Here is a 26675-nt window from a genome sequence, read left to right as displayed (position 1 = left end):
AAGAAATTCTACAAAGTGAAGAGACGCCTGTTTGCTTCAAGAGCAAGCGGATCAGCCCGATGTTCCTGGGCAAATTGCATCGTGCTCTTACTCAAAGACGTATAGCTCGATTCATCCATGTTCAAAAGAGCCTCAATTGATTCTAAAAATGCATTTTTATTATCTAATGCGAGATCATAGCCAGCACCTTTTTCTTTTAAGTTTCTCCAGGGGGTTTTGTCACTTATAATAACCGGGCAGCCGGCTGTCAGGCTTTCAAGTATAGTATGTCCGAAGTTTTCGCCCCGGGTTGGCATAAACAAAGCATGATAATTCATAAGGGTAGCTTGCACCTCATGATTCGGAATACTACCGAAATAATTTACATTTACAGTGGCTGGCATTGCGGCTATCACGGCTTCACATTCCTTCCAGTAGAGTTCATTATAAATGGGACCAAAGATATCAAGCACGATAAACCCTTCGCCTCTATATGCCTGCAAAACTTCGAGTGCATATTTCGTGTTTTTTTCAGGCGATACTCTAGCTATACTTACTAATCTTAGTTCATCGTATTTTTTTGAACGAGTGGCTGAAGCGGCATGAACTGTTAACTTAGGCAGATTAGGTGCAACTCTGATTTCATGCCGGTCACCAAGTAACTTTATGATATCTTCCTTTTCTTCCTGGTTCGTCGCGTGAAATATAACGCGCTGATATAAGCCCAGACTTTTAGCCAATTGATAGAAGAGTCTTTTCTTGCCAGCTTTCACATTTACAGATCCTGCCGCAAACATACCACGACCGGCTATCATAACAGGATTTAGTTGCAGCAGTTTAGCTGACAGAAGTGGTACAATTGAAAAGTAAAAAGAATAAACCCCATTAATGTATAAGAGATCAGGTTTTACACTTTTTAAAAGTTTATGCACCTTAAGTGCAGACATAGCTGAGGAGGAGAAGTAATACACCTGCACCCCTTCTTCCGTATGATTCCAGGCATCCGACTCAATATTGGCATATGGTAAATCGGAACAATAGTCTGTATCACGTGTTATTACCCAAAAATCATAGTGGCCTTTTAAATGAGCAATGAGGTTGGCACAGGATTGTATAGGGCCGCCTGCTTTATAACCTGGTAAATACCAGTCAATGGAAATTAATATACGAGGTTTACAGACTTCCATCACATTGTTTTGTATAGATTAAGGTATTGTTGCGCGACAGCTTTATTGCTATAGCGTTTACAATTCTCCAGGCCTTTCGCAACAAGTTCCTCACGCAACTGATCGTTTTCTATAAGAGATAAAACAGCCTGCCTGATGCTTGATACATTATGAGGATTAACTAATAGGGCGCTTTCTCCGGCAACCTCTGGCATGGAGCTACAATTGCTGGTAATTACTGGTCTGCCTGTGGCCTGGGCCTCCAGAATCGGCAAACCAAACCCTTCAAAAAGCGACACAAAAGTAACAATATCTGCCTGTGCGTACAATAGACGAAGCTCTTCGTCAGTTACACCAACCCTGTTCGTATAGTCTATGTTATACTTCTCCAAAAGCAGGGCTTGCTGCTCCGAAAGCTGACCTACTACTACAAATTTGCAGGAAATTTGATAAAGCGCCTCTATGGTACGCTCAATATTTTTATTATACTTAGTACCTATCTGCAGTATGACAGGCTTTGCTTTAGCAAAAGGCTTGGCTACATACTTGAATTCCTGCGATATGATGTTAGGAATAACAACCACCTTATTCGGATTAACCTGCAGGTGTGCCACCAGCTTATTCTTTGTTTCTTGCGACACTACAGTTACCCTTTTAACCCTCGCGATTGGCATTGTAAGCCAAAAAAAACTTAGCAGAAAATTACTGAGTCGGTTCTTACGGTACAACGAATCTATATCATGGATGGTGAGAATCGTTTTTTCTTTATTTAGCAGCAGTGCAATGAAATTGACATCACCCGTAATATGATTGATTTCTCTCTGTAGCCGAAAGGCCTCCAGGGAAAGCAACAACCTGCTTGTAAAACCCCTACTATGCCTGGATAAAAAACAGTTTGTATAGGAAACACTTGCTGGAATTTGTTTCTGAAGGTTCAGAAACAAATTCTCGATACTAAATGCTCCGGGGCGTGGCTTTCGAAAGAAGTAGGTGATGTGCACGCGTGAACCTATAATCTGATTTTGAAAAACTTCTGAAAGGACCAGTACAGCAGCCATGTTACAAATGCTGCTTTTACTAAATGGTTAAATACCGTTGTGAAGTCCGTTTCGGCTTTAACGACTTGCAGGAAGATGAGGGGTAACCATAAAATAACAGTTGGCCTGGTTTGAGCGATTGTCATGATTGAATGAAACGAGAAATTAATGATCAAGCCAAAAAAGAACATAAAAATAATTCCACCCCCTACGCCAAAATTTGCGTAAGCCTCTCCTAATGAACTTAAATTCATGCTGGTGCTTCCAACCAAAACCAAGCCCGAAAATCTTTCAAAATATTCCTTGCCTCCTGCAACATATTTATCTGTATTCAAAAAACGCGGGAGTACAGTTGAAGTTACTCCCCTTACAATTGTTTCACCATCCGCAAAGGGCTCAACAGCAGGCGTATGGTTCATAGTATGAGCGACAATCCACCCTTGATTAATTCGGTAAATAAATCTCTTTATATTATTATCAGAAAAAAGTCCTGCTTCACTATTAAGTTGTGCATCTATAAGACTGGTAAAGTAGCCTGTATTATCTTCTACCTGTCCTCCATACCAAATGGCACTACGGTATTCACCTTTTACAGCCTGAATAGCGAACAAAAATATGAACCCCATGAAAATGGCAGAAAGCTTTATAAAAAAATTATACTTCCGGACATAAGCCAGAAAAAGCACGATAAAGGTAAGCCATAAGAAAAAGTCATGAAACATAGAGGAGGCTACGGCATCCAGAAACAGTAACCCAACTATAAAAGCCAATACAAAACTTTTAGTGGCAGAATTGGTAAAGTATAAATATAGCGCTCCAATATATTTTAAATTACTTAACAGGAATACAAAGAAAGCAAGTCCTCCAGGCACAAAATATTTTGCAAAACCGGATACAAAACCTATTACAATTAAAATATAAGCTGTTCTTTCTTTCCCTTGCAGCTCAGCTTTGATCAAATTTAAAGAAATGACTTTCCTTTTTGCTGAAGATAATGGAAAAAAAATACCCATGATAAAAAAAACAATAGCCGGAACAGCAAAAGAAAAATAAGTTTCCTGTTCTACCGGTTGCCTATAATAATCAAATTCTAGAAAAATATAGCTAAGTACCGGCCCTAAGAGTAACTGTGAGGTATATATAAGTGCAATTAATTCCTTTATAGCAATAGAATGTTTTGAATTATAAATAAACAGAAGAAGAGTAAAAAATGTAATTGATATACTGTAATCATTATAATCCGAAAAAGAAAATATAAAACTTACTCCATAATAAATGAATATGAAAACTAATAACCAGGCAAAGAATACAAAATAACTAGATTTCTCATAAGCAGGATTTATACCTTGATCATAAGGTTGTAATTCTTTTTTTAACATTGAATATGATAATTAACTGTCTAGTTCCTGTAAAAGAAGCTTGTTTACATCCTCAGCATTAAATTTCAAGCTTCTTCGATTTAAAGATTTTCTACATATAGCTTTTTCAAGATCAAAATTTACAAGACTATTAAAATCAACATTTAGTACTTTTGGATATGCATCTTTAACAATATAGGGATGAGTACCTAGTATAGCATCAGAAAACCATACATCTAAATCACAAGACAGATACTCAAATAGCTTATTAGAGGCACTATACTTTACATTTGCATTATATATCTTGTATAAAATTACGCCAATATCGTATTTACTGATAACATCAGGAATGAAATCATAATCTATACCTGATGAGTAAAGTTTTATATTCGTATTAGATATAGAATTAATATAATCTTTTGTTCCTTTTTCAATATTATAACAATATATATCAAACTTCACATCACCCTGCTTACTAAGCACCCATTCACAGAACTCTTTTATATAAGTTGAGGAAAGTGATAATGACCCTACATAAACAATTTTTAAGGGCTTACTAATCATATCACGCTTAGTACTATTTAATTCCCATTTCTGAGGAGGGTAATTAGGTAGTTCATGGAGTACGTTTTGATTAATAAACGGAAAGTCTTGGTAAAAAAGCTTAACTCTTTCTGCATTGGTTTGTGATATCCAACTGGCTTTCTTGAAAAGAAATTTTCGTTCAAATTTGTGATAAAATTTTACTAGCTTCATTCCATTAATGTACCATTCAGGAGCCGAGTATTCGTGAAAATGTATTAACAATTTAACATTTTTATTTATGAACCTTGCATATAAATAAGCTGGGAGAGCAGAATAAGACTCATAATATAATAAGACATTTGGCCGGAGAACAATCAAACTAAACAAAGTTCCTATATTATACAGTAACTGTTTTACCAAACTTACAAATTTACTGTCATTATAATTAGGAAGAGGAAATCTTCTAACTTTGATTTGTTGATGGGAAAATCTACCTCTTTTAGAATTTCGTGAAGTATAGACATTAACAGTTAAATCACTAGTATCACCAATGAAATTAAGCGTATTCATAATTGGGGGATAATACTCGAGTGGTTGGTAATGAAGAATAGCTACGCGCATTTTTATGAAAATATTTTATCGAGTAAATCATTTATAATAATCTCATAGCTAAAATTTTGTGCTTTATTCTTACCTCTCTTAATCAATTCCTCCAGCGCTTTTTTATCTTTAATGTAGGTAGCAACTTTGAAAGTTAGCTCTGATAGACTATTATAAAATATAACATCATCATCATTATAGAATAATGATGTTTCATAATTCTTCTCTGTAATTAACGCAGTACCACAAGCTGGTAGCTCAAATGTACGAGTAGTATGGAGCTCTGGAAATTTTTTAGAGAGTGCACCAAAGCCAAATAAGCAAGATGATAGCGCTTTTGCATAATCCTCTCCCACTAATTTCTCGCCTAAATAGTGTAAACTATGATTTTTATTTTTAATTACAAATTTCTGCCATCCATAGCCTGCTAATTTTACATTGTAACCACTATTTAATAAATGTTGAATTACTTCTTCTCGATTTGGCTCGTTTAATCCCACAAAAGCAATACAAACTTCTTTCTCTGAGAAATCATAATAAGGTTTATGTATTGTTGTATGAAAGCCCTGCGTCGTTAACAATATTTTATTCTTATCTTTAAACTTTGTATATTCTTCTATTTCAAAAGTTTTAGTTGTAATCAAATAATCATAATAAGGTATTCCCCTCTCAAAAAGTTTCGATCTATTCTGATGAAAAGCAGTATCAGGAGTATAATGTATTATTTTACCTCCTTTGGATCGAATTAATTTCAAAGTTTCAGGTGTGATAAAAATACCTTTATCAATCCAAATAAGGTCAAACTCTCTAGCCTGTAAATTGTAAACAATATAGTTATTTATGCTTTTAATTAATGGACCAACCTTATAACGAAAGCCTAAAGTTCTGAAAAGCTTATTCGAATTGGTAAAAGGAATATTTGTATCTATATAGCTGAAGCTTTTGATCAATTCTGATTGGCAAATTATCTCGCCACGCATTCTTGAGGTTGTTCCATATGAATACTGACCTATGTAAAGAGCTTTCATTTTTTTTAAGAATAGTTTTAGAATCTAATCAGATGAAGAGTTACAAACACTATTGATGATTCTATCTCCAACTGCATTCCAGGTAAGCCTATTCGTAGTAAACTTTCTCACTTCATGTCTAACTGCAGAGTATCGGCTCTTGTGTTTTATTAACTCTAATAAAGGTTGAGCAAAATCCCCTGCATTAAATGGTGCATCAATCAATATACCTGATTCATTATCTTTTATTAATTCTGGTATACCGAAACTTTTGGGAGCTATAGACGGGCAACCATAATAGCCAGCTTCAATGATAACGGCTCCCATTGTATCCATTACCGTAGGGTGAATCAAAAAAAAAGCTTTCTCAAGTACCCCTATAAATTTAACTAAATCTTTAGGGTCTTTTTTATTAAGGAGCCCCGCATAAATGATTCCATCTAAAGATAGGATCGAGGCTGGCGGCTGTTGTCCTATAATAGTCAAGGTAGCCTCTGGATAAATTTCTCTAATTTTTTGTATTGTTTCTACACAAACATAGCCTCCTTTTTTCTCAAAATTGAGAGATATAAAAAGAAAATCTAGGCCTCTTTCATATTTATCTACCTGAGGTATAGCAATGTTACCTCCTACCCATACCACTTCAGCATTATTGAATTTACAACTGTAGTGTTTCTCAGCTTCGTGCAGAGCCCAAAAAGAACCAAAAAATAAATGGTTTGCATTTAAGAGCCATTGTTTTTCTAATGCACTTATACGTGCTATATCTTTCTTTTCAAACTGATTGGGCTTAGAATAAACTTCTAAATATGTTGGAAAACAGGCATCAAGATATACACCATAAGGTTTATCGAAGTAGCAATTCGTCCAAGGCATCTGACCAAAAAAAAAATTATATTCAGCTTCTGAGGAAAGTTTTTGTAGTACAATATTCTTCACCAGATCTAATCTTTTCTCAGACAAAAAATGAAAACTGCCTCTAAAACCAGCTATACGCTTAATTTTGGAGACTAATTTCTCAAAAGGAAAACTAGTAGGTTTGATAGGGCCTATGTAGTTAATCTCAAAAAATTTTGAAAGCTGCTCTATGAGTCTACAGTTTATGCCGCTCCAACCACCGCTTACAATATTTAAATCTTCTGTAGATATAAAATTTATCTTCATCTTGTTCATTAAGGCGGAGGTATATAGATTTATCCTTTAAAAAAACTAACAATGTTTCTTATCTGAATTGCTTTCTTGAAACCAAGAAAATGAGTTAATATACGTTGTACCTTCCCCCCCACCGGCTCAAAGTTCTTTACCTTCAATTTATTTAATTCAATCCAAGCTTCTCTGCTTACTTGAGGATACAAATTATCAAATCTATAGATTATTTCTGCAAAATTGCGGGCTAAAGCTCGCTTTACTTCTATAGTCATTGAATGTTCCGGAACATGTTGTACATACAACTTAAAACTATTTAAAAGTGAGAGCGCTTTGCTGTTTGTAAATGGTGCTTTTGAAACGCTGTTGGCATTTAAAGATCTATAGTAAATCTTGGATCTTGAGCAGAAAATTATTTCATCCGCCTGCAGCATTATTCTAGAAAAAAACTCTCCATCTTGGTTTATTTTTAAACTTTCATTCCAAACACCTGCCTTTATTATTAGAGATCTCGGCGTTAGCCAAATAGATGTTTGCCCCATTCCTTTCCCGTTCCAAGAGTCAATAAGCCACTGGATGGGGTATTTGTAGCTTTTGTTGAGGCAGGAATCCTCTATTCTAAAATCATCTATATTACTGTAGAATCTACCCCATATGCATGAAGATACTGAGTTGATTGAGCATTTCTGAAGTAACTCCAATTGGCTTTCTATTTTATTAGAAGAAAGCAGATCATCAGCATCCAGATATTGTATATATTCTCCTGTAGATACTGAAAAAGCATAGTTTCTGGCAGCGCATGCACCTTTATTTAATTGCTTATACACTTTTACTTTTTGTGTTTCAAAAGATTTAGCAACAGCATAAGAATTATCAGTTGATCCATCATCAACGACAATAATTTCTATATTTTCCCATGTTTGATCAAGAACACTCTGAATAGTTTTTGCAATAAACTTTTCAGAATTGAATAATGGTATAAGAACAGAAACTTTTGGAACCACACTTAAATTATTTATTTCTCAAAATTATTAAGAAGATTAACTATATTTTTTATTCTCGTGGATGGTTTTAATCCATTGACAACATTCTGTCTACCAGCCTCACCGAATTTTTTAATCAACTGTACATCTTCTAATAATTGAATAATTTTTTTACCCATCTCTTCATAATCGTATTCTCTTACCAGAAAACCAGTTACACCATCTATTACATTTTCAGGAATACCATTATGTAAGGTTGACACAACCGGTAACCTGAGAGCGGCAGCTTCAGCTATACTAATAGCAAATCCTTCCTGGTCTCCCTGATATGACGTAACACTATGTTGCACGTAAACCCAATGAGTATTCAGAATCGGTATAGCATCTTTTCTTTGAAGTGCACCAAGTAATATTACCTTATCTTTCAAACCTAAAGATTCTATTGTTAACTCTATCTCTTTTCTTAAAGGTCCTTCCCCAATCAATGTTAATGTTACATTTGGGATTTTATCTAGCACAAGTTTGAAAGCATGCAATAAAGCTATGGGGTTTTTCTTTGGCGTCAAACGACCTAGAAACACTAAGGAAGGAGCAGTATTAAAACGTTGAGCCCATGGTAAAGGTGTATACATTTCAGAATCAATACCAAGCTTAATTACATTAACTTTATAAGCAGGACATCCTTGTAAGACTAATAATCTCTTTATATGATTAGAAGCAGCTATCACATATGAGGCTTTCTCGAAAACTCTTTTCAATTCATTCCTATAAAAGGAATTGTTTAAAGATGAAGTTATATCAAAGCCATGGAAATGTACGATAAAGGGTAAGTTCTGATCTATCAAATACTCTAACATCAAAACTGCAGTTGTGCCATATTCGATGAAAGCCACATCTATCGCTTTCTTTCGTAGCTTCCCCTTAAGTTTATAAAAAGCATATCTTTTGCTGAATAAAAAATTAAATTTGCCGCCAAGGGTCAACAACAATTTATTTGTAAAGCGGTTAGCAGCATAATAAAAATCTATCCTCTGATGGTTGATGCCGGGAAAGCCATTCAGATTAGAACTTGTATAAACTTCTAGTTCATAAATATGTGATAGTGCAACAAACAAATCAGATATAAATGTTTCTGATACAGAAACTTCTTTTGCAAAATATGCAACTCTGACAGTTTTGTTACTGAATCTATTATTCATAATGAAAGCATATGATATTATTGCTTCACTTATTCCGTCTTACAGGTTAAGGCGAATATCCAATGTTCTAAAAAAGCTTCTAACTATTTGAAAATGATGTTTCTAGTATGTAAGCATTTAATAGTTAAAAAATAATTATATGCTAATTAAGAGCTCTCTATAAAATAACATCAAAAATCAGGCATAATAATACTTCCAGTAATTTTTACAACTACAAACACTTTCCTCAGATTAACTTTTTAATAAGAGAGGCTGTCTTAGACATTACTTTATTTCTAATCTTAATTTTTCGTAATATTTTTTTTTCACTGATAGTAAGAGGACAAAGCGGGTCATTTAATGCCTGATTAAGTATTTGCTCCCGAAGTTCTTTATAATCCTTTGAATGAGAAGATTCCTGTTCTTCATGTCTTCTAGACCAATATAACTGTACAGGCATAAGCACAATATTGTACTTCAATGAGTAATTCAATAAAAACTCATAGTCACCAATCATACGTTTACCAGTGAAGCCGCCTTCTCGGCAGAAAATTTCCCTATTAATTATGAGGGATCCAGGAGATCTATCAAAATGATGACTACCAAAAAAATGTTCTAAATATGATTCTCTCGGAGACATCAATACTGGTAATGGACGTAATGAATATGCAGAAGAAGCTCCATAAGCAACATCAGGAAACTGGTTGATACTCCCAACCATTACATCTAAACCATGTGGATATATGACATCATCTGAATCTAAGTATTTTATATATTTTCCTTTTGCATAATACGCAGCTTTATTTCTGTTTGGATAGTCACCTAAATTAACATCATTGATAAACACCTTTACTCTATTATCATTTGCAGCATAAGATTTAGCTATATCGACTGTACCGTCTTTTGACTTATCATCAACAATGATTAATTCAAAATTTGTATATGTAGAGCGTAATACACTTTCAATAGCTTCTGCTATATATTTCTCCCGGTTATAAGCAGTCATTAAAACAGAAACGAGCGGTTTTTCTATTTTCATTTCTAAGATAATTTTAAACTAGATGTTTTGTTTACCTTGTGGCGGAAGCCCACAAATTTGCTCATGAAAAGTATCCAGTGCGTCTTCTCCTATAATTAAATGAGCAACTGTATCTTTATATGCATTATTTACTGCTCTCATTTTCTTCCAGTTAAAGGCAATCCATTTCCTGTCAGCTTTATATTTAGTATTTCTAAAAATCACTTTAAGGTAGTCAATGAAATTATACTTCATTGACCTGACATAACCGAAATTCTTGTAAATGTAATACAAAACCGTAAGGCTTCTTTTATAAGTATAATCATAAGTAGCGTGATGGTAATGGAAAACACGAGATGAAGGATCATACACTATTTTGTTACCTGCCAGAACAACTTCTTTTGCCCACTGCATATCTTCTCCAAAGCTGACTTTTTGGAAGGGGTATTTGAGCAAAGAAGACTTTCGATACATTGCATTCACATTGTCCCAATTACATAATCTATGCAGTTCCTTTAAAGAATAAGGCGTTAGTAACTGTTCTTGCGACAACTGCACATAACGTGGTTTTGGTTTACTATAAGGCCTAAACCATTCATGCGGATTTTTATCTTTATCATGCGGAACAATTTGCTGACCACAGACACCTATCACTTCAGGATCATCAAAGTGCTTCGCCATTTTCTCGATCCAAAAATCATCAGAAGGACTCGCATCTTGTACTGTCATTAACAGAAGTTCTCCTTCTGCCTCTGTTATACCAACATTACGGGTTAAACCATGGTTGAATTCAGATGCTTCAATTTGCAGTACTCTAACAAAATCAAATCTTGAAACTGTATCTACAGTTTTATCTGTACTTCCAGAATCAATAACAATGACTTCAATGTTTTTATAAGTTTGTTTTGCTATCCCTGCTAAACACTTTTCAATAGTGTCTTCACCATTTTTAGTAGGTATAATTACTGATATGAGAGGATGAACCACGTCTTAGAAAAATTTAATAATGTTGTATAAAAGCTTTAAATGAGGAACTGAAGGGCGTTTATACAACATAGCCTTGCTCCACAACAAGAATTTTGCAAGAACAGAACCGTGTCTATACTTTATAGAGAGCAATAAATTATTTATTATTGCCTGATATTCTAATTCATCTAAATCTTTTCTGCTCATGGGATGCACAGATACAGGCAAATTTTTTTCCCACTTTTTATGAAACTGCTCAGCTATTACAAGCCAACTTTGCTCTAACCTACCCGCAGAGGCATGTTTAAACAAAATATCATATGTCACATAATTTTTCAGCCCCTGAGAAGCAACACCTAACGAATAATCTAAATCATAAAAATGGAACCCTTTCAAATTGATTTCATCAAACCTTGTCCGCTCCCACACGTCTTTCCTGCAACAAAACCATACTCCGTCTACAACAACTACTTCTGCTAGTTTAGTATTTTCCGGGTTATGGCATTCATGCATCCACTCACCCTTCCTGTATTGAATAATATTATACCTTAAAAACTCCTTGGCATCATAAAAGTTGGATACCCACCACGGCGAATAGTTCCTTGTTTTAACTTTTGCCCCTGCAACACCAATAAGTCCTGTTAAGTTATTGCTGAGAGATTTTACTATAGTATTTCCCCAGTCAGAAGTTTCATAATAAATATCATCATGCATAAAGCAAAGTAAATCATACAAACTTTGCTCAGCTCCTTTATTATAAGCAGAGAGTATGCTATAAAAATTATCTTTATTGTTTATAAAAACAATTTCATATGGTACTCCTATTGTACACCTAATATTATTTTCCAGCTCTGAACTTAAAGATTCGGCTCTTGAACATATTATAAGTGATATCATATTTTATGGCTTCTGGGCATCAAGAGTGGCTTGTAAATATTCTCTTCCCCACTTATGGCAGGGTTCTAAATGATTACCCTCAGCCCATTCATTCCATGCATTGATAAAAATAAAATTTTCCTCACCCGAGTAAGGTTGAAAGTTATTAATTACAGTTTTCAACCACCTTTTATAAACACCAGGAGTTGAGTTTTGAAATATTATTGCCCCCTTTTTTTTCCTTGGGGTATTATCCCAACCAGGAGTGACTCCTGGGAAAAGCTTATAATCAACCTTCTTTTTCTGAAGCATCTTGTCAACTATTTCATCATAGTTAAATATACTATGATAATTGAAAGGGTCATTGTTGATACCCAATATAAGGCGGAGTTTAGTAAGAAAGCTTCTTTTCCTTGAAGGAAAGTTTCTCCAATCTGGTTGAAATTCCGCTGCTGCATCAAAACCTATTTTCTCTGCCGGATATCCCGCTTCAAACATCTCCATGCGGATCAGGTACAAGTCTGGAAATCCTGCCTCCTTCGTCTTTTGCTTCCACAATTGAGCTGTTTTATCAGGGAAAGGCATTGTCTCTGTCCGGCAAATTGCAAAAACAGGTTTGCCTTCTACTTTGATATAATGAGGATCTGAAAAAAACTTAAGAAGATAATCTATGTGATTTTCATCATCTTCTATACTGTATTTTTGCTCAATAAGAATATTATCATTACCATCCCATGTCCTGGTCCAGCTTCCGTTTGCCCAGCATAACATAAAAGGGAAATCAGGTTTTCCAGAACTAACAATTTCATCAACTGGCCTTTCTAACAGCCGCTTTCCATGAAACCAGTAATGGTAATAACAAAAGCCATAAATTCCATATTGCTTTGCTAAGTCAGCTTGTGCCTGCCTTGCCTCCGGAAGACGAAGATCATAAAATCCTAAATCTGATGGCACATGTGGCTGATAGTGATTTTTGAATAAAGGTTTTGCTTTAGCAACATTGGTCCATTCTGTGAAGCCAGTCCCCCACCACTCGTTATTCTCAGGTATAGGATGAAATTGGGGTAAGTGTATTGCAATAGCTCTAACTTTTGACATTTTTAAATTCTCTTTTTATACTATCAAGTAACGCATGGCCCATTAATACTGCAAAAGCACCCGCAAAATACAATCGCTTTTGCAAACTATAGTTTCTGCTTTTATCTAGGATGAGTTGCGCTATAAGATATTTGTAACCAATAAACTCTTTTTTATGAAGCTTGTCTTTAAAATGTTCTATAATGATAAACTTCTTATTATTAAGCCATTCAGGATCGTGAGTTGTTGTACTGGATCCATCGGCTGTATAAACAGAAACTATAATATCTAAATATTTAGGACTTGAATGCACAAAACATCTTAAGTTAAAATCGTAATCTGCACATACTAAATATTTCTGATTGTAACACCCTATTTTATCAAATAGAGCTTTTTTATAAAAAATTGCCTGATGACTGATATTCTGATTCAAGATTTTGCGAAGGTTAAATTCACCACCATAAATCTGTCCATCTTTCCACCAAGCAGAACTACCTTCTATTTTGATATCGCCATAAACTACTTCAGCATTGTTTTCAGAAATATACTTGAAGACCGTGTTCAAAACATCATTATTATAGAGCCTGTCATCGCTGCCAAGAAATAAAAGCCAATTACCTTGAGCTCTTCTTAGACCTTTATTATAGGCATCATAAATACCAGTATCTTTTTCAGAAGCAAAATTGATATTTAATTTGTTTATAAATCTAGTTACAGTCTGCTTGGTGTTATCTTTAGAATTGCCATCAACCACAACAACCTCAAAATTCGTAAACGTTTGCGAACCTAAACTCTCTAAACAAGTTTCAATTACCTTTTCAGAATTAAAAGTAGGTATGATAATAGAGAAAAAAGGCTGTTCGGTAAAAAAATTGTCAGCAACTTGCATTAGAAGTGGTTATTTTAATTTTATAACTTCAGGAGTATTGACTAGGCTTCTTGTGAACTAAAAGACTCAAGGTAACTTTCGAAAACAGTTAATGCTTTGACTTCAGAATGAAGACAACTATACTTCCTGTATGCATTTTCCTTCAACAAATTATAAGCTTCATTAGAGTTAGCCAGTCTTAGTATTTCTTCTGCCATTGTATTTATATCCAAATAAGGAACTACAATGCCGGCGTTATCAGAAAGAAATTCTGGTGCACCACCAGAGCCTGCAAAGCATATGATTGGCTTTTTAAGCATAGCTGCCTCCAACACAACTAATGGATAAGGATCTTCCCTAGATGTAAGCAAGAAAATATCCATCGCTGCAATATAATCTAAAGGATTCGGCACAGAATTGATGATGGTAACATCATTAACTAATCCAGCGTTTCTTATATCATGTAAAAGTCTTTCATACTCTAACCCTGAGCGGGATGCGCCAACCCACAGATACTTAAATCGCATAGCAGGAGATTTTAGCTTAACATTTAAAGCTACTTGAATAAATATATCTATTCCTTTTCTCCAATCCGATGTTCCAACAGAACCTATTAAGATTTCGTTGGTAACGCCAATATTCGTTTTAAGTGTAGCTACAACAGAGGCATTATAGTTATATAATGGAATATAGTACCTCAATAAAGAAATTTTTTGCTCATCTATCTTATGATTAACCTGAAGGTTCTCTTTCACAGCATCAGAAGGAACTAATAATTTGGTTGAAAACTTGAAAGTAAGAGCTAATGCATCTGGTGTAGTAAAGGTTCTTATAGAATTTTCCAGCTCATGAACATAAGTGATACAATTAGTTTTGAGATGGTTTAGCTTCCTTAAAATATTACCGTTCGTGACAGTATTAGAAAAAATCAAATTATAATTATTGGCTGTAAAAGCTTTTAATTCAAATGTAGTTTTCGTTTTATATCGTAGGTTTAAACCAAGATGCTTAAAAAGTTTAAAGAAACTCCTGACTATAAAACTTTTATGAATGCCTCTAAACTGAGAATAGATAAAAACATTTCCTGTCTCTTTAAAATCAGCAGTAAGCGGTCCATCAAATCCTATAATTATATCTATAGTGGTCTTGGGGTTTTGTAATTTGTATGACCTTAAAAAATGCAACAAAAGTATAGGAGCTCCTGTCCTGCTGGCGTCATGTGAAATAACTAAAATTCTGTTCATATCTTAATCAATCGCTCCCTTTCCAATATCTCAGTCTGCTCAACAAATACTAAATAATTTACACCACTAGAAGCAATAGAACCTAATATTAAGCCTCTGTTACATACTCTACAACATGCAAAGTGCTTTTTTTAGGTAAAAAAACATATTTGCGAACATGAAAGCGGTTGATGATGGCATATTTTAATCGAGATGTAAATTTATAAAAGGATAAAAGTGCTATAATATTTAATTTAAAAAAAATCGAATATTCCAGATGTAAGCGCAAAAGGAGTTTGTTTAAAGATATGAGCGCTTCAATTTTATCTACTTTCTTCCACTGATAGAATAACCATAAGTAAAGATGAGTGAGCAACTTTTGGCGTTGAGGGTTTAGATTTTTAGAGGATTGAAGTGAATCTGCAATTTTTTTAAACAAATTAAGGTGTGATCGCAAATGAGGTTTGGAAATGGCATCTCTGCCAATAGACGGCCTGTCTTTAGTATCTTTACGCCAGAAACAATCTGGCTCACCATTTTTTTTAAAACGTAAACCATTAAGTATAGCCCTAATCCCTAACTCCCAATCCTGAAAACTAAGTAAATTTTCATCCCAGGAACCGATTCTTCTTAACGATTCAGCTTTCCATGTGACAGAGGTAGTTTGCCAGGGAACATCTACCATCAAAAATCTATCAAGATCTGAAAAGGAAATGTCATCACAGTTCCAAAGAAGATTTGTATCACCCATCTTATCGTTGAATATAAAGCAGGGAGTGACTAACATATCAATTTCGGGACCTTCTTTTTGTAATAAGTCTACTCTATTAGCCACTGCATAAGGCGCAAGCAAATCATCAGAGTCTAAAAATATCAAATAATCTCCAATGGCATTGGCTATTCCAATATTTCTACAAGTAGGTGCTCCTTTGGGTAATCTTTCTCTTTTAATAACATTTATATAATGCGGGAAATATTCTTGCCACTTAAGTGCTTTTTCGTAGGAACCATCTGTAGAGCCATCGTCTACTATAATTAGTTCCCAATTGGTAGTTGACTGACTAAGGACAGAACAAATTGTCTCATCGATCAAGGTGTATCGATTAAAGAGGGGAACAATTATACTAACTACAGGTTTCTTCATGCTACTTAACCTACCTATGACTATACATAAGTAATAAATTTTTAAAAACGATTTAGTATTAACCAGAATATAGGAAAGAGGAAATTGATTCTACTATACTTAAACGCGCTGTAATTCTGCGTTTATGGATGAATAAAATATTTTCATGCTCTTTGCAAATAGTTTATGTATAAGTTTTAAAAGTGAGTCAGCCGACATTGAAATGCTTAGGGGCAGTAAATGCTAAAGAACGTAATTTTAATATTTTGAAGCTTGTATTCGGACATAGCCATACAAAGCACTTTATTTAGTTAGTTTAATTATACAGACTACCACACTCGAGATACACTCATTTTTATTTGCATGCAGTTTTATTGGTCACATCATACGCTTCTAATCATAGTCTTATATATCAAAGTTATTTATTAAAAATTTTAAGTAGAGTTTTCTGTTCATTTTCATAAGAAAATAATTTTTCAACTCTTAACCTGCCTGCTTTACCCATTCTTTTTCGAAGTTCAGAATTGTTAGCTAATAATAAAAACGCCTTGGCATGTGCTTCAATATCCCACTGTTCCACAAGTATACCCGTTTCATCATGTATAACAGTTTCGTTCAAAGCACCACTATGAGCAGAGACAACTGGTAATTCTGCTGCCATTGCTTCTATAATGCTTACACCGTATGCTTCTTCTTGCTTTGTTAATGGTCCTAAGCAATTATGAGCAGTAAAAATATCAGCTTTAGAACGAATATCTATTCCCTTTTCTGCGCTAATCGCGCCTAAAAAATGTATGTTTTTTTTATATTTTGATTTTGCTTTATACAATTCGCACGTGACTCTAAGAGGTCCATCCCCTGCAATAATCAATTCTCCCTTGAGCCCTTTATCACAGGCTAATTCGAAAGCTTGTATAACGATGTCTGGTCCTTTGCAATCAATTAACCTTCCTAAGTAGAGGATACTTATATAACCATGTTTTTTATCTACAACAGTTTTTTTCTGTTCTATAGGTACTCCTAGATATTTTATCGATATATTATTTTCCCCTATACCAGCTTCTAACAATATTCTTTTTGTAAAATTTGAATTGGCTATAAAATGAACATTTTTTTCAAAGCTCCTAATTTCAGATAAATAATTAATGCTATGTATTCTTTCTTCTGGATTTAGATGATTACATAAATCCCAGTGAACATCATAGCCATGACAATGAATAAATACCCTACACGGCAAAGAATTCAATATTTTCTTAAAGGATACAGCATAGTTCAGGAAATGAATAAAAACAAGATCGATTTTATACTCTAATATTATATTATTTAGTATTTCCACCCTATCCTGTTGAGGAATAGTTACTTCTTTGTTCAAAATTTTTCTAGTTATTCTTTGAAAAAGTGACTTAGAAGTATGTTTTTTTAAACTGACAATAGGAACCTCATTCCATGTTGTATTAGTAGTAACATGTTCAGTACATATGACAATTAAGTGATCCTTCATCATCTCAAGCATTCTTACTGCCCAAATCTCAGAAGGCAAACCCCACTGCGGAATCATACAAAGGATTCTCATCAAACTGTATATTAACTAGATCAAATTACTTATTTAGGAAAGCAATAGACATTAGTTACCATCTGATCTATGTCTAAGCCTTCCCACATTTTAAAATCAAATTTTACAAACTTGGAAAAGAAGACATATCGTTTATAACCATAATTATCCAGTAGGTTATCAAGTTCTTCTACTGAATGTCCAGAACGTAGCGCAGTTCCCTTATTATATTCTATTGCTAGTATAGGTTTATGATGTTTTATTGTTTTTTCTGCACCCAATAATGCATCATATTCAGCACCCTCTATATCAATTTTTATAAATGATAAATCATTAATTTCATTTTGTGAGGCAAAATCATCTAGGGAAATTGTAGGGACTTTAATAGCATTATCTACATACTCAGATGTAAGGTAGCCTACACCATTACACTCATTTAAAAAACTAATGTTGTTGGTAACTTCATTACTGGGAGGTACAAACCACATACTTCCTTTTTCTTTGGTTACACCCAAATTGTGGGCAAAAACCCATTCCATCTTGTTTAAATTTATATTTTTTTCTAATTTTGTATAATTTGGCAAAAAAGCCTCAAAAGCATCAACTCGACCACCATTACCTACAAGTTTCCCCATCAGTAAACTAAACCAACCTCTTTCAGTACCTATGTCCCAAACAGTTTGTCCCTCCTTAATGAAATAGCGCATGATGGTAGACATGGCAGGATCATATTCTCCAAAAAAGTAAATTGAATAGCTAATATAATCCTTTGGAGAAGCGAACATTTTGAAGCCATACTTAGTGTATGTTAACATTTCTTCATCTAAGCATAATTTTCTTAAATGATTTCGTACTACTGTGTTTAGCTGTTTCTTATTATTGAAGGCTACTTTCTTTAGTGCCTTAGTAAACAAATATTTAGAATTAATCATTGCTATTTTCAATAAGATTATTTTCAATTTCAGCAGGAATTATGCAATAGTTTCCTGATCTATTTATCTTTCCACTTTTCCAGAAATCACTCTCTGCAACGCTAAAATATGATACATTATCTATAGAATCTATAAAGTTTTCAGGGGCTGTATTTGTATGTGTAAGAGTTAGCTTTAGATAATATTCGCCTGATCTAAGTAAAAAAGATGGTATCTGTATTTTAAAGCAATTATTGTCATTAATTCGATTAAAATAAACACCCATTTCATCATTGATGAAGCTAGCAACTATGTTTTCGTAGCTGTCTTTAATTTGTAATGAGAAGTAAATTCTTTTGTCTTTAATAGAACTATTTACCTTATAATATACATGTATAGTAACCTTATCTCCAGAGTAGAATGTATCCGTTTGTAGACCATACTCATTCATCATTTCAATTTTAGAAAAAAGTATTTGTTGACTTCCGGTTCTGTCAGTTCTTTGTGCTATAGACTGATATCTACTAGTTATATCATTGTATGAGAAATACTTTTTTATTGTTTCTTCTATACCACCAATATAATCATTAGTACCATTCTTCAACAAAAGCCCGCTGTTGCATAGAGACTTGATTGAGGCCATGTTATGACTAACAAATAAAACCGTTCTGCCTTCGGATTTACTTACATTTTGCATTTTACCAATAGCTTTTCTTTGAAAGTCAACATCACCTACTGCTAATACTTCATCTACAATAAGTATCTCAGATTCTAGGTGCGCTGCAACTGCAAATGCCAAACGCACTCTCATCCCAGAGGAATAACGTTTAACTGGAGTATCGATGTAGCGCTCTGTTCCAGAAAACGCTACTATCTCATCAAATTTTGAGCGGATTTCGGCTTTCGTCATGCCTAAAATAGCACCATTCAAAAACACATTTTCCCGACCAGTTAGTTGGTCATTAAAACCAGTACCAACTTCTAGTAAAGAGGCAATCCTTCCTTTAGCTTTTATACTTCCAATAGTTGGTGAAGCAACCCGAGATAATAATTTTAGCAGTGTTGATTTACCGGCGCCATTTTTACCAATTATACCCAAAACCTCCCCCTGCTGTACTTCAAAATTTATATCCCGAAGTGCCCACACATAATCACTCGTACCCTTCGTAGTCCTATCATTTATATCACCTATTTTAAGATAAGGATCTTCTTTACCCCTAATTTTATGCCACCACCTATTCAGGTCATGCGAAATTGTGCCAGTTCCAACTTCGCCTAATCTATATTGTTTTGATAAATTTTCTACTTTTATTGCTGTACTCATCTTGTCCAATTAAACAGTATCTATAAATGTCTTTTCTACTTTATTGAAAACAATTACACCCAAAATGAAGATGCAAGCTGCAAAGACAGTAGGATAGGCAACGTAAGACCACTGGAATGTGCCAGTTCCAAGAAAGGCAAACCTGAAAACTTCTATAATTGGCGACATGGGATTAGCCATAATAAATAATTTATATTTTTCAGGAATTTCAGAAACAGGATATATCACCGTCGAACCATACATTGCCAGTTGAACGCCAAAACCGATCAAAAATTGAAGATCACGATATCTTGTTGTCATCGCTGAAATAAGCATACCAAACCCCATAGATATTACTGCCATCAAAACAACTAACAGTGGCACCAGCAGAAGATAAACATTAGGTTGCACTGGAGCACCTGTAAACATATAATAAGCCAGGAACGTCAGAAATAGAACAAACTGCACACCAAATTTGAGCATATTGGATACTACTATAGAAAGGGGTGTAATCAATCTTGGAAAATACACTTTACCAAAGATATTTGCATTGCCGACAAAAGTATTTGAAGTGGCTGTTAAGCAAGAAGAAAAATAATTCCAACAAGTAATACCTGCCATATAAAAAAGAAGCGGAGGTACGCCTCCTGTAGAAATGCCTGCTATTTTTCCAAAAACAAGAGTAAAGGTAATAGTAGTGAATAGAGGTTGTAAAAAGAACCAGATAGGTCCCAAGATAGTCTGTTTATAAACAGAGATAAAATCTCTTTTTACAAACATTTGCAATAGATCTCTATAACGCCAAACTTCTTTCAGTTGTAAATCTAGAAGACCAGAACTTGGTTCTATCACAAGTGTCCAATTCTCATCCTCAGTAGACTGGTTTTCAACTATTCCTCCTTCAAATTGCTTTGCTGCTGCTTCCTCTCTTGTCTTTCTTTTTGTAACAGTACCTGTATTCATAGTGCAAATCACTGGATTATAAAGTATGAGTAATAAATTTACTACTCGTGGTAATTGAGTATTCTGTGACCGCCATCTTTCAGATAAGTGTCGCGCTTAAAGAGTTCAACATCGCTCTGCATCATGTCCTGCACTAACGCTGCAAGGTCATACTGCGGCTCCCAGCCCAGTTTCTCTTTGGCCTTTGTGCCGTCTCCTATTAGCAGATCCACCTCTGTTGGCCGAAAATAATTCGGGTCCACGCATACAACTTGCTTTCCAATCTCAAGCTGGTACTCCGGGTTAGAACAGGCGGCTACGTAGCCCTTCTCCTCCACGCCTTCGCCCTTAAAGGCTACCTCCACGCCCACCTCGGCAAAGGCCATTTTCACAAAGTCTCTTACAGTTGTTGTTACACCGGTAGCTATTACAAAATCCTCCGGAGTATCCTGCTGCAGAATTCGCCACATGGCCTCCACATAGTCTTTGGCATGGCCCCAGTCCCTCCTTGAGTCCAGATTACCCAGGTATAGGCACTGTTGCAATCCCATGGCTATTCTTGCTGCGGCTCTTGTTATCTTGCGCGTCACGAAAGTCTCGCCCCTCAGCGGTGACTCATGATTAAAGAGGATACCGTTACAGGCGAACATGCCGTAAGCCTCCCTATAGTTCACCGTGATCCAATAGGCATAAAGCTTGGCCACTGCATAAGGCGATCGGGGATAAAATGGAGTAGTCTCAGACTGAGGCACAGCCTGCACAAGCCCGTATAACTCTGAAGTGGAGGCTTGATAAATCCTTGTTTTCTCTGTTAATCCAAGGATGCGGATGGCCTCCAGAATCCTAAGTGTACCTATGCCGTCTGCGTTTGCCGTATATTCCGGTGTGTCGAAACTCACCTTCACATGGCTCATGGCGGCCAGATTGTAAATCTCATCTGGCTGCGTTTCCTGAATGATGCGAATCAGGTTGGTGGAGTCTGTCAGGTCTCCATAGTGCAGTTTCAGGTTAATGTTCTGCTCGTGCGGGTCCTGGTAGAGGTGGTCTATCCTATCGGTATTTAACATAGAACTGCGGCGCTTGAGCCCGTGGACCATGTAGCCTTTGCTCAAAAGGAGTTCGGCCAGGTAGGCTCCGTCCTGCCCTGTTATACCTGTGATGAGTGCTGTTTTCATTCTTATTCTCTTTATCTTAAGGTTGATTTAGGAATGATAGTATAAGATTTCCAACCACCCCTAACCCCTCCTTGTCTAAGGCGGGGGAATAAAAAAATAGGTTATACTGCCACGTATTTATTTTTGTAATCGGTGTAGGCCATGGCTATGCCCTTTTTGAGTTCTGTTGTGTGACGCCAGCCGAGGCTGTGGAGTTTAGAGACGTCCATTAGTTTACGTGGAGTACCGTCTGGTTTGCTTGTGTCAAAAACTAACTCTCCCTGAAATCCCACAACTTGCTTAACCAGTAAAGCAAGTTCCTTGATGCTGATGTCTTCACCTGTACCGACATTTAAAAATTCTTTACCACTATAGGACTCCATCAGGAAAAGGCATGCCTCAGCCAGATCATCGGCAAAAAGGAATTCCCGGCGTGGGCTGCCCGTGCCCCAGATAGTCACCGTCATTTCCCCACTTTCCTTTGCCTCATGAAACTTGCGGATGAGCGCGGGCAGCACGTGTGAGTTCTGTGGATGATAGTTGTCGTTGTAGCCGTAGAGGTTGGTGGGCATCACGCTGATGAAATTGCAGCCATACTGGTCACGGTAGGCCTCGCAGAGCTTGATGCCGGCTATCTTGGCAATGGCGTATGGCTCGTTCGTCGGCTCCAGCTCCCCTGTCAGCAGGTATTCCTCCCTCAGGGGCTGTGGCGCCAGTTTCGGGTAGATGCAGGAGGAGCCCAGGAACATCAGCTTCTTAACTCCTGTCTCGTATGAAGTTTGGATAACATTGGCCTCCATCATGAGGTTATCATAAAGAAACTCCGCACGGTAGGTGTTGTTGGCCACAATGCCTCCTACCTTCGCCGCTGCCAGGAACACATACTCCGGCTTCTCCTCCTGAAAAAACTCCCGCACGGCCACCTGGTCCCGCAGGTCTAACTCCGCAGAAGTTCGTGATACGATATTACTATACCCTGCCGCCGCCAGTTTCCGCACAATAGCCGAGCCCACCATCCCACGGTGTCCTGCCACGTATATTTTAGAATCCCTATTCATGATAAATGCACAAATTTATTATTAAACCCGCGTGTCGTCCTTTTGTCATTTCGAACGCAGTGAGAAATCTGGTATATTTCATGGTCCCGCAATATTTCAGATTTCTCACTGCGTTCGAAATGACAAAAGAAATGAAATATTTAAACACCTTTATTGCAGTTTTTTTTATCAGCAACAACTAGTAAAACCTGTTTATCATAATGAACCAGTGTATTTTACTTCACTAGCATGCAAATTTCAGAGGGCTTAGCTCAAATCTGACTATTTATGGTTGTCAAAAACACCAACATCGGCGGAATATTACCCTTTAAGATCAAACTTTAATCGCACGTTTCCACCAGGTCTTTTGCTGCGTATCTTCTGCATAGTAACCATAACCATAGCCATAACCATAGCCATAGCCATAAGTCAGTTTTTCATAGTCTACATCATTGAAAAGAATGGCTGTGTTTCTGATCTTGCCAGCTTCGTACTGCTGCTGAATATTGTGCAGGAAGGCTTTCTGCGTATAACCCTGCCGTACCATAAAAATGTTGGCATCCGCAATCTGCATCAGCTCAAACCCATCTGAAAGGATACCCACAGGAGGGGTATCCATGATAATGTAGTCATACTGGATTTTAAGCTCCATAATCAAATCCTCCATACGCTTGCTTAGTAATAGCTCGGATGGATTTGGGGGTATATCACCGGAAGGCAAAATATAGAGTTGGTCCTGTAAAGTCGGATGAATAATTTCATCGAAGCCTGCATGCCCCGCCAAAAAATTGCTCAGACCTGTACTGCTCATAACCCCGAAATCCGCATTGCTGTTAGGCTTGCGCATATCCGCATTAATGAGTAGTGTACGCTCACCTGAAATAGCCAAAATATACGCCAGGTTTTTAGCAGAAAAGGTTTTGCCCTCCCCGCTTATAGAAGAAGTTACCACATAAATTTTACCGGAGCCAGCCGTTTGGGTCGTTGCTCCGGCTGTCATAAAGCGCAAGTTAGACCGCACCGTCCGGAAAGCCTCCGACATGGCTGATTTAGGACTTTGGTCAATCAGGTTTTTGTCTTCTTGCTTGTTGTGTCCCACCATTCCCAGTAGTGGAATAGTGGTTAAAGCGGATATATCTTCCGCTGTGGTAACCTTATTATTGAGGAAATCCTTTAAAAGGATAAAAGCTATTGGTATAGCTAAACCTAACAGAAGACCCGTAATGTAGTTTTTGCTATCAGTAGGAGAAACTTTTCTTCCTTTAGATGCTTCTGACAGGATAGTAACATTAGAGCTATTGGCAGCCTTGGCTATACCTGCTTCAGCCTTTTTCTGCATCAGCAGTACATAGAGGTTCTCACTTAGACTGTACAGTCGGTTAATATTCACAAACTGACGCTCGGCAGCAGGCAACCTATTGAGGGAGGCTGACTCTGTTGCTATGCGCTGGTTCAAATCACGTTTGGCTATATGATTAGCAGCTTCCAGGCTGTTCAAGTTCTCTAGTAAACTTTGCTTCAGCTCCTGAAATTGCTGACGTTTTACCTGTAATTGATTACTGATAAGAGGGTTAGCCTTGTTGTTATTGTTTGAAAGCACCTGTATTTCTGACTGTAACGAAACTAACTCACCAATTAATCCATTCAGGACAGGATCTGTAATTCCAAAATTTGATGGAATAACAATTCCTGTATTTTCCTCTTCACTCTGGAGGTAGTTTCGCAAATAGTTAAAATATTGGTCATTCAATAACAAAACTGCTTTTTGCTGTTCAAGGTCCACTACCCTTTCAGAAATTTTAGCCGCTTGCGCATCAATTTTTACAGCTGTATTATTTTTTTTGAATGACTCTAACCGGCTCTCTATAAAGTAAAGCGAATCGCTAATCTGCTGTAGTTGCTCATCGATAAATTCAATAGTATTGATTGCATTTTTATTCTTTGTGTCCAGGTTATGCTGGCGATAAGTTACCATATGCTGGTTTAGGAACACCTTTTCCTTATCTGGGTTTGCACTCGTAAGTTTAAGGTGGAGTACAGAAGCGCCCTGTGCATGAGGAGAGACTCCCAGCGAGCTGGCATAATGGTTTGCCAACTGCTCCATTTTATTAATTTTAAAAAGATGCTCATCGTCAGTGAGAGTGGCATTTACAGTTTTTATAATCACTTGAAAATTTAATCCATCGATTTGGTAGTACTGACCACTATTAAAGCTCTTTCCTGACACCAGGTTGTTCCAGTGCTGGTTTTCAGAAGAAAGGGTATATCCAGCATCAGAAAAATTTATACTAAATGGAATATTATAGGGAATGTTAGTAGAAGCTGTATCAATCTCTACTTTATAAGGGACGTTACTACTAAACACCTCTGAAAATTTGATATTTCCCTGCATATAGTATGAAATTCCAAAATCCAGATCATGTAAGGTTTTTAGCGCAAGCGCCTGTGTCTTAAGCAGGATAGACTCATTAGTTAAGCTGATGGAATTCGGAAACATTTCACCCCCATATAGAATGGTAGCAGCCGAGGACGTTTCATTGGCAGATTCACTAAACATGATAGAAGAATTTACCTCGTATTCAGGAATAGTATATCTGTTAACCAAAAAGGCCGCCAATACACCCATTACAACGAAAGTCAAAATGAGCAACCAGTTAGAAAGTATTTTTTTCAGAAGCTTCAGAACATCAAGCCCGGCTTCCTGTTGCTTTAGAGGGATATTTTCCACTGTATCTGTAAAATTAACATCTGTTGCAAGATTCTAAAAAGACGAATTAATACTATTGTGTAAATCTCAAAATCAATAAACTGACGGTGGATAAAAGAGATAAGGTCAACGTAACGTTAGTTAAAAGATTTTCTCTAATGTTCTTAGCAGGCAACGGATCAACAACAATCATATCATTCGGCTGCAAGTAAAAGTTATTTTTTGCTAAAGTGTTATCATCTAATAAACTGAATTTATACAGCTTTGCCACCCCATTTTCGTAGCGAACAAGTTTTATGTTGCTTCGGTTCGAATAAGGGCTGAAACCTCCCGCTGTTGCTAAAGCTTCCATCAGGTTTATGTTGTCCTGATAGGTGGTAAACTGCCCCTGCCTTGGGACTTCCCCTATAATAGTATATCGAAAAGTAAGTAACCGCAGATTTACGGTAGGGTCAGACAAAAAAGGACTTAAAGCCTCCGTCACCTTTATTCTCGCTTCGGGCATGCTTAGACCATTTAGATTCACCTTGCCCACAGCTGGTAATAAAATATTGCCCTCCGTGTCCAGTGTATATCCACTCAGCACCGGGTCCTGCGCCCCGAAGACAGTAGCGCCTGTTGCTAGAAAATCAAACTCTGCAGGAGTAGTACTTTGAACTCTTAAAGACAACACATCACCCGGCTTCAGCTTATATGCCTGTGGCTTGAGGTCAAATGTCCGTAACAGCTCATCCGCATTGCTTTGGTTGGCTACCTGCGGGTTATCCTGTAAGAGTAAGACATTCTTTTGTGGCACACATCCGGAAAATACTACTATCCCGATAAATGTCCACAGGGCAATAATGGTGTTACGCATCTTAATCTGAAACTCGTTAATAGCATTAAGGGCGCTGTATTGCCCTTGTTGCTTCTTCTGAAATGGCGAAAGTAAGCAATTAT

Annotated in this window: 23 protein-coding genes; all 23 read right to left on the bottom strand. The window is 36.4% G+C overall.

Translation table 11 applies throughout. From position 1 onward, the window contains the following. Window positions 1–8: 8 nt before the first annotated feature. Window positions 9–1166 (bottom strand): glycosyltransferase family 4 protein, encoded by a 1158-nt coding sequence (locus tag ACYVB1_RS07115; RefSeq protein WP_460922140.1) that lies wholly within the window; start codon window positions 1164–1166, stop codon window positions 9–11. After that, entirely contained in the window at window positions 1166–2203 is a 1038-nt protein-coding gene (locus ACYVB1_RS07110; RefSeq protein ID WP_460922138.1) for a glycosyltransferase family 4 protein, read from the bottom strand. Before ACYVB1_RS07110 ends, ACYVB1_RS07115 begins: the two co-directional genes overlap by 1 nt. After that, window positions 2155–3561: a hypothetical protein gene (locus tag ACYVB1_RS07105; RefSeq protein WP_460922136.1), complete on the bottom strand. Its 1407-nt coding sequence runs from the start codon at window positions 3559–3561 to the stop codon at window positions 2155–2157. Before ACYVB1_RS07105 ends, ACYVB1_RS07110 begins: the two co-directional genes overlap by 49 nt. A gap of 12 nt (window positions 3562–3573) precedes the next feature. Continuing rightward, on the bottom strand, window positions 3574–4686 hold the full coding sequence (locus tag ACYVB1_RS07100; RefSeq protein ID WP_460922134.1) for a glycosyltransferase family protein: 1113 nt from the start codon (window positions 4684–4686) through the stop codon (window positions 3574–3576). Window positions 4687–4688: 2 nt separating this feature from the next. Further along, window positions 4689–5693 carry a CgeB family protein gene (locus ACYVB1_RS07095; RefSeq protein ID WP_460922132.1) on the bottom strand — a complete coding sequence of 335 codons (1005 nt, stop codon included), beginning with the start codon at window positions 5691–5693 and terminating at the stop codon, window positions 4689–4691. 24 nt (window positions 5694–5717) lie between these two features. Continuing rightward, window positions 5718–6845, bottom strand: coding sequence for a glycosyltransferase family 4 protein (locus ACYVB1_RS07090; protein WP_460922130.1), 1128 nt, complete (start codon window positions 6843–6845; stop codon window positions 5718–5720). Between the two features lie 20 nt (window positions 6846–6865). Further along, window positions 6866–7822 carry a glycosyltransferase gene (locus ACYVB1_RS07085; RefSeq protein WP_460922128.1) on the bottom strand — a complete coding sequence of 319 codons (957 nt, stop codon included), beginning with the start codon at window positions 7820–7822 and terminating at the stop codon, window positions 6866–6868. An 11-nt stretch (window positions 7823–7833) separates the two neighbouring features. Further along, window positions 7834–9000, bottom strand: a complete 1167-nt coding sequence (locus ACYVB1_RS07080; protein ID WP_460922126.1) for a glycosyltransferase — start codon at window positions 8998–9000, stop codon at window positions 7834–7836. A gap of 226 nt (window positions 9001–9226) precedes the next feature. Then, the gene (locus ACYVB1_RS07075) at window positions 9227–10018 is read right to left on the bottom strand and encodes a glycosyltransferase family 2 protein (protein WP_460922124.1); all 792 of its coding nucleotides are present in this window, start codon (window positions 10016–10018) and stop codon (window positions 9227–9229) included. 18 nt (window positions 10019–10036) lie between these two features. Next, window positions 10037–10984 carry a glycosyltransferase family 2 protein gene (locus tag ACYVB1_RS07070; RefSeq protein ID WP_460922122.1) on the bottom strand — a complete coding sequence of 316 codons (948 nt, stop codon included), beginning with the start codon at window positions 10982–10984 and terminating at the stop codon, window positions 10037–10039. A gap of 3 nt (window positions 10985–10987) precedes the next feature. After that, a complete protein-coding gene (locus tag ACYVB1_RS07065; RefSeq protein ID WP_460922120.1) occupies window positions 10988–11860 on the bottom strand; it encodes a glycosyltransferase in 873 nt (290 codons plus the stop codon). A 3-nt stretch (window positions 11861–11863) separates the two neighbouring features. Further along, a complete protein-coding gene (locus ACYVB1_RS07060; RefSeq protein ID WP_460922118.1) occupies window positions 11864–12937 on the bottom strand; it encodes a glycoside hydrolase family 99-like domain-containing protein in 1074 nt (357 codons plus the stop codon). Beyond that, window positions 12924–13805 carry a glycosyltransferase family 2 protein gene (locus ACYVB1_RS07055; protein ID WP_460922116.1) on the bottom strand — a complete coding sequence of 294 codons (882 nt, stop codon included), beginning with the start codon at window positions 13803–13805 and terminating at the stop codon, window positions 12924–12926. The genes ACYVB1_RS07060 and ACYVB1_RS07055 overlap by 14 nt, the downstream gene beginning before the upstream one ends. Window positions 13806–13846: 41 nt before the next feature. Next, a complete protein-coding gene (locus ACYVB1_RS07050; protein ID WP_460922114.1) occupies window positions 13847–15028 on the bottom strand; it encodes a glycosyltransferase in 1182 nt (393 codons plus the stop codon). Window positions 15029–15116: 88 nt separating this feature from the next. Continuing rightward, window positions 15117–16151, bottom strand: coding sequence for a glycosyltransferase family 2 protein (locus tag ACYVB1_RS07045; RefSeq protein WP_460922112.1), 1035 nt, complete (start codon window positions 16149–16151; stop codon window positions 15117–15119). A gap of 397 nt (window positions 16152–16548) precedes the next feature. Then, entirely contained in the window at window positions 16549–17688 is a 1140-nt protein-coding gene (locus tag ACYVB1_RS07040; RefSeq protein ID WP_460922110.1) for a glycosyltransferase family 4 protein, read from the bottom strand. A gap of 44 nt (window positions 17689–17732) precedes the next feature. Then, on the bottom strand, window positions 17733–18614 hold the full coding sequence (locus ACYVB1_RS07035; protein WP_460922108.1) for an FkbM family methyltransferase: 882 nt from the start codon (window positions 18612–18614) through the stop codon (window positions 17733–17735). After that, window positions 18607–19917, bottom strand: a complete 1311-nt coding sequence (locus ACYVB1_RS07030) for an ABC transporter ATP-binding protein (RefSeq protein ID WP_460922106.1) — start codon at window positions 19915–19917, stop codon at window positions 18607–18609. Before ACYVB1_RS07030 ends, ACYVB1_RS07035 begins: the two co-directional genes overlap by 8 nt. Window positions 19918–19926: 9 nt before the next feature. Further along, window positions 19927–20859 (bottom strand): ABC transporter permease, encoded by a 933-nt coding sequence (locus ACYVB1_RS07025; RefSeq protein ID WP_460922104.1) that lies wholly within the window; start codon window positions 20857–20859, stop codon window positions 19927–19929. A gap of 41 nt (window positions 20860–20900) precedes the next feature. Further along, complete coding sequence (gene gmd, locus ACYVB1_RS07020) at window positions 20901–22013, bottom strand: GDP-mannose 4,6-dehydratase (protein ID WP_460922102.1); 1113 nt, start codon at window positions 22011–22013, stop codon at window positions 20901–20903. Between the two features lie 101 nt (window positions 22014–22114). Further along, on the bottom strand, window positions 22115–23050 hold the full coding sequence (gene fcl / locus ACYVB1_RS07015) for a GDP-L-fucose synthase (RefSeq protein WP_460922100.1): 936 nt from the start codon (window positions 23048–23050) through the stop codon (window positions 22115–22117). Window positions 23051–23363: 313 nt separating this feature from the next. Next, on the bottom strand, window positions 23364–25757 hold the full coding sequence (locus tag ACYVB1_RS07010; protein ID WP_460922098.1) for a GumC family protein: 2394 nt from the start codon (window positions 25755–25757) through the stop codon (window positions 23364–23366). Between the two features lie 52 nt (window positions 25758–25809). Continuing rightward, window positions 25810–26592 (bottom strand): polysaccharide biosynthesis/export family protein, encoded by a 783-nt coding sequence (locus tag ACYVB1_RS07005; protein ID WP_460922096.1) that lies wholly within the window; start codon window positions 26590–26592, stop codon window positions 25810–25812. Window positions 26593–26675 lie beyond the last annotated feature (83 nt).

This window comes from Pontibacter brevis, from assembly GCF_054779655.1.
Note: the sequence above shows the minus strand (reverse complement) of the source record. Positions and strands in the feature narration are given on the sequence as shown.